The 13,620-nt window shown below is 40.1% G+C and carries 12 protein-coding genes; 3 read left to right on the plus strand and 9 right to left on the minus strand.

What is annotated here, in order from left to right; genetic code table 11:
- Positions 1-177: 177 nt before the first annotated feature.
- The 4 genes from RT138_RS13025 to RT138_RS13040 all read right to left on the minus strand — a co-directional run bounded on the left by RT138_RS13025 (position 178) and on the right by RT138_RS13040 (position 7,041).
- Entirely contained in the window at positions 178-627 is a 450-nt protein-coding gene (locus RT138_RS13025) for a PepSY-like domain-containing protein (RefSeq protein WP_313191040.1), read from the minus strand.
- A 430-nt stretch (positions 628-1,057) separates the two neighbouring features.
- Complete coding sequence (locus RT138_RS13030; protein WP_185212676.1) at positions 1,058-2,515, minus strand: SusD/RagB family nutrient-binding outer membrane lipoprotein; 1,458 nt, start codon at positions 2,513-2,515, stop codon at positions 1,058-1,060.
- A gap of 11 nt (positions 2,516-2,526) precedes the next feature.
- Positions 2,527-5,790: a SusC/RagA family TonB-linked outer membrane protein gene (locus tag RT138_RS13035; RefSeq protein ID WP_313191041.1), complete on the minus strand. Its 3,264-nt coding sequence runs from the start codon at positions 5,788-5,790 to the stop codon at positions 2,527-2,529.
- Between the two features lie 459 nt (positions 5,791-6,249).
- Entirely contained in the window at positions 6,250-7,041 is a 792-nt protein-coding gene (locus tag RT138_RS13040) for a 2OG-Fe(II) oxygenase (RefSeq protein ID WP_313191042.1), read from the minus strand.
- Positions 7,042-7,374: 333 nt separating this feature from the next.
- On the opposite strand from RT138_RS13040, the gene RT138_RS13045 reads away from it, so the two are divergent.
- Complete coding sequence (locus tag RT138_RS13045; protein ID WP_185212674.1) at positions 7,375-7,593, plus strand: hypothetical protein; 219 nt, start codon at positions 7,375-7,377, stop codon at positions 7,591-7,593.
- A gap of 60 nt (positions 7,594-7,653) precedes the next feature.
- Here RT138_RS13045 and RT138_RS13050 read toward each other — a convergent pair whose 3' ends face one another.
- Positions 7,654-7,911 carry a hypothetical protein gene (locus tag RT138_RS13050; RefSeq protein ID WP_313191043.1) on the minus strand — a complete coding sequence of 86 codons (258 nt, stop codon included), beginning with the start codon at positions 7,909-7,911 and terminating at the stop codon, positions 7,654-7,656.
- 170 nt (positions 7,912-8,081) lie between these two features.
- Positions 8,082-8,696 (minus strand): hypothetical protein, encoded by a 615-nt coding sequence (locus tag RT138_RS13055; protein WP_313191044.1) that lies wholly within the window; start codon positions 8,694-8,696, stop codon positions 8,082-8,084.
- A gap of 171 nt (positions 8,697-8,867) precedes the next feature.
- On the opposite strand from RT138_RS13055, the gene RT138_RS13060 reads away from it, so the two are divergent.
- The gene (locus tag RT138_RS13060; RefSeq protein WP_313191045.1) at positions 8,868-9,890 is read left to right on the plus strand and encodes a nucleoside hydrolase; all 1,023 of its coding nucleotides are present in this window, start codon (positions 8,868-8,870) and stop codon (positions 9,888-9,890) included.
- Positions 9,891-10,727: 837 nt separating this feature from the next.
- On the plus strand, positions 10,728-11,198 hold the full coding sequence (locus RT138_RS13065) for a hypothetical protein (RefSeq protein WP_313191046.1): 471 nt from the start codon (positions 10,728-10,730) through the stop codon (positions 11,196-11,198).
- Between the two features lie 2 nt (positions 11,199-11,200).
- Here the strand turns inward: RT138_RS13065 and RT138_RS13070 are convergent, their stop codons facing one another.
- From RT138_RS13070 to RT138_RS13080, 3 genes are read right to left on the minus strand one after another with little or no spacing between them, the layout of a single operon-like run.
- Entirely contained in the window at positions 11,201-11,956 is a 756-nt protein-coding gene (locus tag RT138_RS13070; RefSeq protein WP_313191047.1) for a LytTR family DNA-binding domain-containing protein, read from the minus strand.
- Entirely contained in the window at positions 11,953-12,984 is a 1,032-nt protein-coding gene (locus RT138_RS13075; protein ID WP_313191048.1) for a sensor histidine kinase, read from the minus strand. The genes RT138_RS13070 and RT138_RS13075 overlap by 4 nt, the downstream gene beginning before the upstream one ends.
- A gap of 7 nt (positions 12,985-12,991) precedes the next feature.
- On the minus strand, positions 12,992-13,606 hold the full coding sequence (locus RT138_RS13080; protein WP_313191049.1) for a hypothetical protein: 615 nt from the start codon (positions 13,604-13,606) through the stop codon (positions 12,992-12,994).
- Between the last annotated feature and the right edge of the window lie 14 nt (positions 13,607-13,620).

Below are 13,620 nucleotides of genomic sequence, written 5' to 3' on the forward strand. Positions count from 1 at the left end.
CGAATATGTCTCGAATATGGGTAAACTAATATTCAAGAGACCTTCTAGAAATTATGGTTGTAAACTGCCGAAAAACTACTCTTTATAGAGAAGATTTTAACCACCTAGGAACAAAAAAGGACTGCCCCATGAGGCAGTCCAACTATTTTGAGATGTATGGAAGATTGCTTTGATCTCTTATTTGTCAATCTTAATGAAGGTTCCTTCCAGATCGAAATCAAGGTCCGTACCATCAGTCAATTCGATTTCATAGCCATCATCTTCAATTTCGATGCTGTTTACACCTAAGTTGGGGTAATTTAGGGTCACATAAGCCAGGATCTTTGCAGGAACAAATTCATTAGGGATGGTTCCATCGTCTTTCACGGCTTCAATTTCTACCCAATTGCCATCTTTGTCAAATTCTACTTTGATTCCATTGTCTAGGATAACTTCGAATTCTTTCTTGGTTTGATTATCATTCACCTTGGATAGTTTAACGATGCTAGCCCCTTTAAACTTGGCCGACAAGAAAGTGTTTGCTTTGCTCGGCAATACTACTTCATTTACATTGTCATCTTTGCTACAAGAAACAGCAAATACTGCAATGGCCAATAGGAATGATAATCCCAATAATAACTTTTTCATAGATCTTTTTTTTGTTATCAATAATTGTTTTTAATGATTGATCCTGCATGTGTTATTGTCATACAGAATCAACCTAAGCTATCGATATCAATGCCAGTGCTCAAGTCCTTACCACTTATCGATATTTAATCATTAAACTATTTTTAAGAAAGTTGTTAAAACATTGAATTATAGCGGTTATAGATTTAACAAATAATTTAATCTACTATTATTATAGTGTTAAATTAATGTTACGTCGTACCTAAAATGCTGTCCTTATTAATATTCAAATTGTATCATTTTGAATACAATCGGACGTTTGGTAGGTCAAAAGAGTCGTTTTTGAGCGATAGAGGCCCTTTTTGGAGATTTAGTCTATTGCTTTTTCCTTTTAGCAAAGAGAGGCTGCCCTTCAGGGACAGCCTCTCTTTTTTAGCTTAGGTGCTTAATTTTATTTTTCCCACCATACTTTGGTATGGAAGGTATCGCCGCCCATTTGCTGAACAGCTTTTGCATAGTTGTCCGGATTAAATCGGCGGACTTCATTTTTATACATAAAACGGGTTGGCATGACAGCATCATGCAACATAAATTCTGTTTTTGGCAGTTTTGGAAATCCAGTTCTACGGTATTCAAACCACTGTTGATAATCGACCATAAAGAGGGAAAGGTATTTTTGGAGCATGATCCTTTCGAGCGTACCATTGAATGCTGCCGCAGGATTGTCGAAATAATTCGCTGGCATCACACCACCATATTGTTCGATAGAAGCTTTCACCCCTTTTTCATAAGCTGCTTTCGCTTCTGCAGTCAATCCCAAGGCATTATAGGTTTCTGCTTTGATGAATTCTACTTCGGCATAGGTCATGATCAATTCCTTGATCGGGGTGCCAACCACTTCTGGATACATCAGGTCGCCATTCGGTGTACTTGGGCTATAGCTGATGCCTGAAAGATCGCCAGAGTGACCAGCAGGGATTCCTTTATAGCCGATAGGGACAATTTTACCGTCAACCAATTCCGTTGCTTGGGTCATGATAAACGGTCTCCTTGGATCTTCTAAGCTGTTCAGGTTGTCCACAAAGAAAGAAGCCATCGCTGTGAAATTTACATAGTCTTGGCGTCTGCCCCAGGCATAGTCGTAAGGTGAAAGACCAGTGATACTCAAGATCGCTGCATCATCATTGGAAGTGAAGATCGGGTATTTTTCAGGATCATCTAAAATGGTCTTGATCTTCGCATATACATTCGAACGTTTTGAGGTTCTTAAGATGTAGCGCAATAACATGGAGTTATTGAATTTACGCCACTTATCTTTTTTGTTATTGTACAACAGGTCGTTCCCATTCATTTCTGAAGGGTCAGTGTACTGTAAATTGGCTTTTTCTAGGGCCGCAATCATGTCCGTATAGATCTTTTCCTGTGTGTCAAAAACAGGTTGGTCCACACCATCTTCCGCTTTCATGGCCTCAGAAAGAGGTACATCACCAAAGCTATCGGTCAAGATGCCAGCGATATAGGCTTTCAAGGTTGTGGCCACCGCTTCGTATACCGGAAGCTTAGTGTTACCATTGATAGCTGCACTTTCCATTTCACGGATATTTCTCAGGTACCTGTAGCAATTGTTCCAAGTTCCATCACCAGATTGTTCCGTAAAATAATAGCGGTGTATACCATTGGCAGCGCTAGGGTTTGCAAGGCCATCCTGCATGATTTCCCAAGTGAAGTCATTGCTTCGAACGGTAAAATAAGTGGCCATTCCATATACTGTTGGAGTTACCAAGGTACCGGGAGCAACAAATTCCAATTTATTGGGATTATTGTTGGTCTCGTCAAAGTCTTTCGTACATCCTGTCAATCCTGCAGAAAGAACAAGAGCGATAAGGATATTTTTATAGTTGATTTTCATTGTTTTTCAGCTTAGAAGTTTACTTTCAAATTCATTCCAAAGGTTCTTGTACTTGGCATTTGGCCCATCTCCACACCCGGCATAATGGTGGCACCATTTAATGCTGCGGTTTCTGGATCGTACATTGGGAAGTCGGTGATCATGAAAAGATCACGTCCAAAGAATGCGATGGAAGCATTGTTCATTTTCCATTTTGAAACCAGGGATTTAGGCAATGCATATTCAAACCTCACTTCACGAAGCTTGAGGTAAGAAGCATCGAAGCTATTGGTTTCCACGTTTGCTCTTCTGTAGTAATCACCATAGTAAGTGTTGATCGCTACTTCTTTGGTATTGGGACTGAAAGAACCATCTGCATTTTGGATTACTCCATCACCTACGATCTTCCCAGTTTCACGGCCGCGTAGGGTATGTTCCAACTTACCTTGCTCAGACATTTTGTGGTGTGTCTGTGAATAAACGATACCACCGTACTGACCATCGATCAATGCACTTAAGGTAAAGTTCTTGTATCTGAATTCATTGTGGAATCCACCTCTCCAATCGGCATAGGCATTTCCAATTTTAACTTTATCAGCAGGGCGAACCGGCAAGCCAGTTTTTGCGTCATAAATCACCTGACCTTGATCGTTGCGTACCAATCCGTAACCCCAAAGGTCACCGGTTGAACCTCCTACTGTCGCGATGATTTCCGCTGCGCCCGATCCGCTGGATGCAATGACCTGTTGCGGGGTTTCCACACCCTCACTTAACTCAAGGATCTCATTGTTGTTCTTTGCCCAGTTTGCCGTTACGTTCCATTGGAAGTTTTCGTTCCTCACGGGCGTTCCGGTCAAGCTGACTTCCCAGCCTTTGTTCTGGATCAGACCTCCGTTGATCACTTCAGAGCTGAAGCCTGTAGTGACGTCACGTGGAACAATCAGGATTTGGTTTCTGGAACGGTTGAAATAATAGTTCACATCGGCTGTCAAGCGATTGTTGAAGAAGGCAACATTCACACCCGCTTCTGTAGAGGTTGAAATCTCCGGTTTAAGGTCTGCATTATGCAATAGGGAAGGCGCTTCTGCAGAACCAGGGAAAATGGAATTGTTGAAATACTTGATCGTTTGGTATGGATCTGCATCATTACCAACCTGCGCCCAAGATAGGCGAAGTTTGGCAAAAGAGATCTGACTTGGCATTTCCATCATCTCGCTCAACACAAAACTACTGCTCACCGATGGGTAGAAGTAAGAACGGCTGCTGTTTGGCAGGGTAGAGGACCAGTCATTTCTAGCGGTCACATCGACAAAGATCATGTCTCGCCAGCCTAGGTTTACCATTCCGAACACACTCTGGATCTCTTTCTGTGTCGCTGTATTTTCAGCAACAGGAGTCGTCAAGGCATTGGCTAATTTGTACACCCCAGGGGAAGTCAAGCCTCTAGCCACACCGATATCTTCCTTGATGTCCCGTTTCATGAGGTTACCACCAAGAGATGCGCGGATATTGAAATCTTCATTGATCTGATCATTGTATGAAAGCAATGCATCGGTATTGGATTCCATGTAGAACAGGTCCTGTTGTTTATAGTATCCTTTCGGGAAGTTGGCGGTATCCCAAGGGCGACGCTGTTCCCTGATATCCGAACGCATGGAAAGACCCGAACGGAGCATGATTTCCCATTTTGGGTTGAAGGTATAAACCCCTTGTAACATCCCATCGATTCCATGGCTCTTTAAGCTATTGGTCATTTCATAGGCAATGACAAATGGGTTTTCTATATAGGAGCTGAAAGGATGGATCTGTTCGATATCCTCTCTATCCTTTTTCCACATCGGTCTGTACCAGTCTAGGCTGATGCTTGGATTTTGGAAAATCATGAAATAGCCAATGGATTGGTTGTTATAACCTGTTCCCGGAAGGTTATCACTGCCTTTGTTGGTATAATTGGCTTTCATGTTGATCTTCAGCTTATCACTTAGTTTTGCAGCTGAATTGATGGAGGCCACCATTCTCTCAAAACCGGTATTAGGCATGATCCATGAGTTTTTGGTATGGGTCAATGAAGCTCTTGTGGTAAAGTTTTCATTGCCGCCATCGAAGGAAACACTATTCATGTAGGTTTCTCCGACGTTGAAGAAATCTTTTACACCGCCTTTATAGGGAACCCATGGCGTTCTGCTGGTGCCGCCCATTTCGGTGCTTGGGTCATATTGGAAATATTCCTGACCGTCGAATTTTGGTCCAAATGCACTGGAGGTTGACCCCGTATTCTTTCCGTCTTCTGTTAGTCCGTATGAATAGTATTGTTCCCCTGCAGCATTACGCTCCAGGTTTCCTTGTCCATATTCATATTGGAATGCAGGCCATTTCAGGACTGATTGAAAGCTGGTGTTGGAGTTAATGGAAATCCCGATTCCTTTTTTGCTATTTCTTCCTGATTTGGTAGTGATGATCAATGCACCGTTTCCGGCACGGCTACCGTACAGTGCGGTAGCGGCAGCACCTTTCAATACCGAGATGGATTCAATGTCATCAGGGTTGATATCGCCCAGACCATTTCCAAAGTCGATAGGAATATCTTTATCTGCACCACTGGAGCCAGCGCCGTAAGCATCCGTTACGCCCGAACTGAAGCGGCCAGTAACCATAGGGATACCATCCACCACGATCAGTGCTTCGTTTTTGCCTGGATCTAATGAACGGTCTCCCCTTAGGTTAATTCTTGCTGTATTTAAAGGACCTGAACTCGCTTGTGTGATGTTCAATCCGGCAACCTTTCCTTTCATCGCATCTACCCAGTTGCTTGGGGTAGCCTCGGTCATTTGCTCAGCAGTTACCTTACTGACCGCATAACCCAAGGATTTTTCCTCTCTTTTTATCCCTAAAGCCGTTACTACCACTTCTTGGATGGATTCATCAGAAGGAGTCATGTTGATTCGAACTGATTTTGAATCGCTGTTCCATTGTTGGCTATGCGTCTGGAAACCTAAGCTTTGGAAGCTGACCGGTTTTCCTGCATCGACCTGAATGGAAAATTCTCCATTTTGATTACTAGTTCCTATTGCTTTCCCATCAGCAATAATGGTAACACCACTGATCGCTGTATTGCTGCTCTGATCGTAGATGATACCTGAAACTGAAATCTTCTGTTGTTTGTTCCATTCCGCTGCTGTGGCTGTTGAATGGAAGGAATAGGACATTGCTGGTGAGAAACCAAGTCCGAGTAAGAGTAAGAAAGTACATGAGGTTCGTTTAGAACTTCGATGAAAAGGAGTAAATACTTTTTTCATATTTTTTCGATGTTAGATGTCGAGGAATCATGGGTTCTTCCTCGGATGGTCAAAATTAATTAGGTTATGTTAACGCAATGTTACGCCATGGTTAACAATTAATAAATCAATAACTATGAAAATTGTTTTTTATTCCAATTCATTTAATTTTTAGGGGTATTGGGTAATTGATTTTACGTTGATATAAAATAAATGTTAAAGGAATTTGCTGTTTAATTGGATGCTGGGAGCAATAACAAACGATAAAATGAAAGCTACACCGCTATTTATCGGCGGTTAAAAGAAAAATGATATCTGTGCTGTTATTGATGGGATTCGCAAAGACAGCTATTGTTGGACAAGAATGTTTGGTTGTCGCTAATGGATTTGTTTTTAGAAATTACAATGGGGAAAGTAAAGAGGGGAGGTTCAAAACAACGGAGCTGATCAGGATAGGTCTCGATCAGCTCTATTGTTTAATTACAATAATCGCGCTACTATCTTATTATAGATTCTTTTCAGAATCGGTTTCTTCCTTTTAGATTCATCATAATTATCCCAAGCCATAGAATCTTCGCTTGAATTTTTTCTTTTGACAAAGATGGAATTGTGGCCATCCTTGAAAGCGACAGCTTCAGCCTCAGGTCTTCCATAGGAATAAAAATACAGAGCCAATGATTTCCGGCTCATGTGTTCTGGGCAGGTCAAAGGATTTGGTAGTCCATGGTAGGATACCGAAGTGGTAGAAAACATGGCAATGGAATTGAAATTTGGAGCGAACTTATCTACGCATCCGTTCATCTCTTCATCCCAAAGTTCAAAATGACCTCCATATTCATCTTTCCAATCTTTATTTAAGTAAACAATTAAGTTGACACGACGGTCAAGACCATTGATAGGGTGCTTGTTGAAATCGGCATGTACCTTTAACAGACCACCACGCTTGGTTTCATGAAGACCCGCTCCAGAGAAATAAGGATCTCCAAATAGGGTTTCATCAATACTGGTTATTTCCTTAACAAAATTCAAAAAGGGCTCTGAATTCAAGAAATGCATCAACAGTTTGGTTTTGGGACCAAAAAGTTCTTCTCCGTTTCCTGCTAATTTTTTCTGTAGTGGATCATTATAGACAATATTGTTGCCTTTGGAAAGGTCTGGGAACTCTTCTAATACCTCAGTTAAAAAATCTGGATTGAAGAAATTGTCAAATGAAATAGAAGGGAATGGGTTAGCATTCTTGTACTTGGCCTTATGCTTCCTAGCATAATCCATAAGATCTTGATTGTGGGAATTAAGATAAGGATTCATCGTAGTAATTGTAATTAAGGCGATTAGCCAATTAAGTTAATAATGATTTTGATTCCGTAAAGTTCGATAATATTATTTCTTCCAATTGTGATATACCTATACTAAACTTAGAAATGTCGATTTTTTACTACATCGGATACGGGATAAAATTAACCGAGGTTTAAATTTTATCGGAAATCGTGAAATAGTTGACTTTTGGCTATAGGCGCCTATCGTATGGGTAGTTTAATTTTAAATGAAAACATTTGTTGTCACAAACTGTTATAACACAAATTATGAACTTTTAAAACATCAAATATGAAAGGAAATTGGATCATTAAGTTTCGTCCAATGGCAGTTTTAATGCTGTTGTTTGTGTCCCTTCAAACTTGGGCACAGGACAAAGGGTTAGATATCAATGTGGATATCGACAAAGGAGATGAAGGTATGTTTTCAAAGCCTTGGGTATGGGTCGTTGGTGGGGCGGTCTTTATTTTGCTATTGGTTGCCTTGTTGAGAGGTGGCGGCAAAAAATAAGCATAAACGGTAATGGACAAGGGCCCCCAACATTGGAGGCCTTTGTTTTTATGAATTAACTTATAAACAGTTCGTGATTTCCCATCCGAAGGATGAATTTACTTCTCTAGCCTTTCCAACGGGTTCTCGTTCCATTGAATTTTCAGGTTGCGATTGATCGGCCCCTTCACTGATACCCTGAAAATAGATCAAGGTTTTGGACCCCATGCTTTCCAGGCTGCTCTGAAGGTTAAAGGATTGTGCCTGTGACGCCGTCAAAAGGAATGTGCCCATCAGTATAAATACATTCCATCCTTTTCTATGATTTATTTTTCTCATTGTATCTCTCCTCCATTTTATTCGCTAAACCAAAGATGAAGGAAAGATCCACGCCTATCAAATAAAGGGTTTGTGGAATTATATATAATGAGGAGCAATAGGGTTGAATTGCTGTTTAAATTATATAAATTGAATAGAAAGGGAATCCAGAAGGCCGTTTGATGGCTTTTTTATTTCAATGCTGTAATCGAAACGATCCTGACTCCATTGAAAGGAACGTCTTCATAAGGTTTCAATTTTATCCCTACCAAGGAGATTATTCCCTTATTGTCCGTTTCAAAGATGGCTTCGCTATCTTTGGTTGGAACCAACCAGCTGTCTTTTGCTTTTTGATAGATTTGGTCGATGGTCATCGCGAGATCCTTGGGGTCATATTTTCCTAAACCAGTCAGATCTTCCTCCCATTCCATATTGGCAATAAAATCGGCTGTGAGGATCTCTTCGATCCTGGAATTATCCATGTTCATGGAGACGAGGGCCTCCCTCATGTTTTCTTTTGTCCAGCCTGACTCTGGCCGTTGGACCGAAAATAGTTCCGTTTTATATCCGCTCCTTTTCGTTAATATTCCATATTCTACTTTTAGAGTGATCCTAGAGGGTGGTGAGGAAAAAAATCGATAAGTTTCAATGACATAAGTATAGCTGTTATTGCTCTCAGACTTAAAGTTTTCCCATTTTTTTAGGCTCTTTTTATAGGCTGATTCGTGGTCAATGGACAAGGAATCATCTTTGCTGCAGGATATTAGTAGCATCAACATGGAAAGTAAGGTGACTAGGCTTTTCATAATAAAAGATTTATTGGTATGAGAATATTCTCGTTTTTGAGAAACGAGTATCATATTCATTCCGCTACTTTGTTTGGTTAACATGTTTTGTACCTGAATTTTACGATAATTTCTTATCTTAAATGAGCAAATGCTTATGAATACCTGAAATATCTATCTAAAACCTATACGATGAGAAATCAAGCTATCTATAATTTAAAAACATTCCTTATTTCCTTCCTGTTCATTTTTATGGCACAATATACTGTGGTTTCCAAACCATTTCCAACAGATTCCGCTAAGGTAAAGGTCATATTTGACACGGATATGGGGCCGGATTATGATGATATCGGAGCCATTGCACTGTTGCATGCTTTTGCCAATCAAGGCAAGGTAGAAATATTGGCTACGGTTTCATCGGATGCCCATAAGGACATTCCTGGGACGATTGAGGTATATAATAAATATTTTAAACGTGGGGATATTCCCGTTGGACAGACTTATAGCCCCTTAGCACCCAATTTTACGGCGGCTAACAATTGGAATGAGCAGATCATCAAAAAGTTTGCTCCAGAGCTCTTAAATAAGAAATATGAATCATCGGTTTCGATTTATAGAAAGGTCTTGGCGGAGCAGCCGGATAATAGCGTCACGATAGTGACCGTTGGGTTTATGACAAATATCAGTGATCTATTGCAGTCAAAAGCAGATAAATATTCCAATCTAAATGGAATGGAGTTGGTGAAGAAAAAAGTGAAGAATTGGGTGGCGATGGCAGGCGGCTTTCCGCAAGGCAGGGAGTTTAATATCCATAAGGATGCTGAATCTGGTGTTTATGCCTTCGACCATTTTCCAAAACCAATCTTGTTCTCTGGGTTTGAAATAGGGGACAAGATCAAAACGGGAGGTTTAATAGCAGGGAAAAAGCTGGAAAGCAGTCCTGTTTCAGTTGGTTATCAGATCAATTTAGCGAGCTATGCCAAGGAAGCGGTGAAGGCAAGGAGTTCATGGGATCAGACAGCTGTGCTGATTGCTGCTGAAAATCCTGAAAAGTACTTTTACCTAAGTGGGCCAGGAACGATGAAGACTGAAAAGGATGGGTCAAATTATTGGGAACCTTCGGTAGAAGGGATGCATAAATTCATAATCCATAAATATCCGTATAAGAAGTTGGAGGAAGCTATCGATGAATTGATGTTGGAACAACCAAAATAGGTTTTGGCAAAACTATCCCCAATCCCATCATTTTGGGTGCTTTTATGCTGAAATGCTGAGCTAATGATTTCAGCAATTGGGATTCTAGTGTATTGAACGAAGACTAATTTGAAGATTAAGCACCAGGCGATGGATTAATCTGAGAATCGGTCTGACAATAAATAGATAATAGAAAATTTGAATGTAAGGATTTAACGAGCGCTAGTGTGATAACTCATTAATCTCTTTCGCGTAATACATAAGAGGATTTATGGCATTGATTGCACGAATACCTCTTGACCGGCAAGAAAAACAAAAATGACTTGACCCACCACGGTCTACGAACCCGAGAGTAGAGATATGCTTCTCCACAATGAGGACATAAGGGGTGAGATTGACTCATAGCAGTCGTTTTTAAACTAATAATTTTCATACAATAGTTTCAAATAGTTTTGTGAATTAATTAATTAAACATCATCCCAGAAAAGAATGGTTTAGGGTCTAGTACTCAAATAAACGTCCAAACCTTGTTTTTATTTTGTCTTCTATAGGGAGATAAAAATAACATGAATCAACATGTTTGGTTAAACTCTTTGATTGCTAGTGATTTAACCTGTCGAAAGTTACCTCTTTGATATTAATACCTTGTTAAGAAATCTGTAATGTTAAATTAATTGTTGTTTGTTAAAATAAGTTTGGTTACAGAAAGTGTGTGGCAGAATAGTGTTGAAAAACAATTGTTTAGCCACCTAATCCTAGCAATTGCAAATAGTTATGTGTGATTTTGATAATACTTTTTAAAAATAACAAAAAACAATGAAATTTGTTCTGTTAACAATTAAAATAGATTAAAGATATATGAGAAAAATCCTAATAGTCCTTGTCATGTTGTTTATAGGGCAGCAAGTTGGCTTTTCGCAAGAAAAGAGCAGGAAAGCAGATGGTTGGATTTTTGGTCCTTCCATAGGTTACCAATATCAGAGCGGTAACTTCTTGAAAGCATCAGCTTGGGGGTTATTTGCGCCGAACCAATCACAGTACATCAAGTTTGATGCTGGTGCCAACTTTACTTGGATGATGGATCAGTCTACTGTAATTCCTGAATTTGGAGTTACATATTATCTCAATAATGTTGCGGTTTGGCCATTCATCAAAGGGGAAATTACCCCGTATACCGCTACGGCTAAGGCAGGTATCAGTGTTTTTTCTATTCTAGAACTTTCTGCTGGCTATGGGTTTGATATTAATCCCAAAGAAAATTTTAAGCCAATCGATGGGTTTACCTTCGGCGTTGGCCTTAATATTCCTTTGAAATTCCATCTGTACTAAGGTTATTCCAACCATTCTTTAAAGTCGCTGACTCTTTCTCGGCTTACGATAAGTTCCTGTGAAGGGCAGTTGTTCAGTTGTACGCGCAGTCGGGAACTCGAATGGACCGATATGCTCTGAATGGAATGGATGTTCACGATGTTTCCTCTGCTTATCCGGAAGAACTTATCAGGGTCCAAAACTGTTTCGATCTGTTCCAATGTTTGGTCCAATAGATATTGGCTGTTGTTGTCGCAATAGGCGTAAGTGCCCTTGTTTTCAGAAAAGAAACATTCGATTTCTTCAATGGGAATCAATTTGATGTTATTGCCCACCTTGATGCTAAACCTGGTCTTATATTGATTTTTATCGGGACTGATCAGCTTTTTTATTTGCTGCAAATCGACGTTGGGCTGCTGATTCCTTAATCTTTCAAACTTTCCAATTGCTAATTCAAGTTCTTCTTCGGCTATCGGTTTCAAGAGGTAATCGATGCTGTTCAACTTAAATGCACGGATAGCAAATTCATCATAGGCAGTAGTAAAGATAATGGCGCTATTGATTTCCAATCCTTCAAAAATCTCGAAAGACAAGCCGTCAGATAGTTGGATATCCAGAAAGATGAGATCTGGAGCTTGATTTTCCATAAACCATTTTCTTGCCTGTTCAACCGAATGCAGCATTTCGATGGCTTGTATCCCCATGCTGGTCAATTTCCTGGATAATAACCTGGCTGCAGGCTTTTCGTCTTCGATAATTAAGGTTCGGTAATCTTTCATGAAACTAGGATTGGCAATTTAACGGTGAATTTCTCTTCGGATTTGATGATTTGGATATCCTTCTTGCTTGTCAGGAGATATCGCTCCCTGATATTTTTGAGTCCAACCTTGGTGGAGTAGCTTGTGTTTTCTCTTTCTTGGAGATTGTTCTCTACTACCAGTAAGTCGCCTTCCTGAAAGATTTTAATCTTCAATGGATTTTGTTCAGTCGCCTTATTGTGCTGTATACAGTTTTCTAACAGTAACTGCAAGGCAAGGGGGACTGTATGCTCGTTTTCCTGAAGGTCTTGCACTTCCATTTTGTATTCAATGGCGTCTTCAAAACGGATTTGCAGCAGTGAAATATAGTTGTTTGCAAATTCCAGTTCCTGCTTGATGCTAACATATTCTTTGTCCTTATGCTCGAGGATATAGCGATAGATCTTGGAAAGTGATTTGGTGTAAGCAATAGCGTTCCTTTGATCTTCCTCGATCAAGGATACCAGTACGTTCAGGCTGTTGAAAAGAAAGTGGGGGTCAATCTGATTTTTTAACGATTCGAGTTGTGCTGTTGCTTCCCCAGCGATCTTTTTCTGCTGCGCAATCTGTTTATTCTTGAATTGCTTGTAATAGTAGAAGGCATAGAATCCTAATCCAATCAGGATGGATATAATGGTCAAAGGGATGTAGGCAAACCAGTTTTCATCGGATACAAACTCGCTGAAAGTTTTTTTCAGCATCAGTTTTGATATCAGCATGTTGATGATGAAAATAACGATTGGCGCTTGGATGCAGGTTAGGATGATATAGCCCAAAACCCGAGAGAAAACCTTGGTTTTGTCGGGAACAAAAAGATTTAAGATACGGTCTGAAGAGCTTCCGGAAAGGAATAGGCAAATGCCATAAGCCAGGCCAGCAATGGATTCGGGAGCTTTGATAAAGGACATTTCTAAGCTCCCGGTATGAAACAGTACATAGATGGCAATGCTGCAATAGATTGCCAAACTGATGACTACTGCCAAAATGATGGATCTTAGAAATGGCTTCATTTAGTGGTTATTTACATTCTTTTAGGAGCGCTTCTGCTCTTTCTTTTCCCCATGAAGGATAGAAGGCAGGGTCAGTTTTTTTAGTGTCAAATAAATGTAATGCTTTTTGTAAACTTTCGCATTCCTCCTTGGTGTCACCGCCCATAAATTTCTTGGATTGCATGCTGAATTCAGCTAGCCCAATAATAGCACGAGGATTATTGGGGTCCATCTTGATTGCAGTTTCATAATCAGCCATGATTGAAGGGCTTAGGATAGCGGCTTTACTCATGGGGTCGGTAATCATATCGGAGGTGGTAGCCAACGCCCTTACGACCAGCCATTCTGAATTGAGATCTTTCTCGTCTTTCGGAATTAATTCACCGATTTTCTTTAATGCGTTAGCCTTTTCCGTCTCATCCTGCAGTTGAAAAGAGTTTGTGACCAAGGTCAATGCCTGGTAGTATTTTGGAATCCAGTTATCTTTTTCTACCTGAGCTATTCTCTCAAATTGAGCGCTTGCTTCCTTCACCTTGCCATCTTTCCATGCCTGTAGGGCTTCACCCATTGCTTTTTCATAATTACCTTGTGCAAATACGGAAAAACTAATTAATGTCAATAAAGTGCAGATTAAAGTTTTCATGTCGTGTATATTTT

The organism is Sphingobacterium sp., from assembly GCF_032065005.1.
Taxonomy (GTDB): domain Bacteria; phylum Bacteroidota; class Bacteroidia; order Sphingobacteriales; family Sphingobacteriaceae; genus Sphingobacterium.

Coding starts and splice junctions, on each gene's coding strand:
- RT138_RS13055 (WP_313191044.1), bottom strand. CDS start 8,696: ATGAAAAGCCTAGTCACCTTACTTTCCATGTTGATGCTACTAATATCC.
- RT138_RS13045 (WP_185212674.1), top strand. CDS start 7,375: ATGAAAGGAAATTGGATCATTAAGTTTCGTCCAATGGCAGTTTTAATG.
- RT138_RS13030 (WP_185212676.1), bottom strand. CDS start 2,515: ATGAAAATCAACTATAAAAATATCCTTATCGCTCTTGTTCTTTCTGCA.
- RT138_RS13075 (WP_313191048.1), bottom strand. CDS start 12,984: ATGAAGCCATTTCTAAGATCCATCATTTTGGCAGTAGTCATCAGTTTG.
- RT138_RS13060 (WP_313191045.1), top strand. CDS start 8,868: ATGAGAAATCAAGCTATCTATAATTTAAAAACATTCCTTATTTCCTTC.
- RT138_RS13040 (WP_313191042.1), bottom strand. CDS start 7,041: ATGGATTATGCTAGGAAGCATAAGGCCAAGTACAAGAATGCTAACCCA.
- RT138_RS13035 (WP_313191041.1), bottom strand. CDS start 5,790: ATGAAAAAAGTATTTACTCCTTTTCATCGAAGTTCTAAACGAACCTCA.
- RT138_RS13065 (WP_313191046.1), top strand. CDS start 10,728: ATGAGAAAAATCCTAATAGTCCTTGTCATGTTGTTTATAGGGCAGCAA.
- RT138_RS13025 (WP_313191040.1), bottom strand. CDS start 627: ATGAAAAAGTTATTATTGGGATTATCATTCCTATTGGCCATTGCAGTA.
- RT138_RS13070 (WP_313191047.1), bottom strand. CDS start 11,956: ATGAAAGATTACCGAACCTTAATTATCGAAGACGAAAAGCCTGCAGCC.
- RT138_RS13080 (WP_313191049.1), bottom strand. CDS start 13,606: ATGAAAACTTTAATCTGCACTTTATTGACATTAATTAGTTTTTCCGTA.
- RT138_RS13050 (WP_313191043.1), bottom strand. CDS start 7,911: ATGAGAAAAATAAATCATAGAAAAGGATGGAATGTATTTATACTGATG.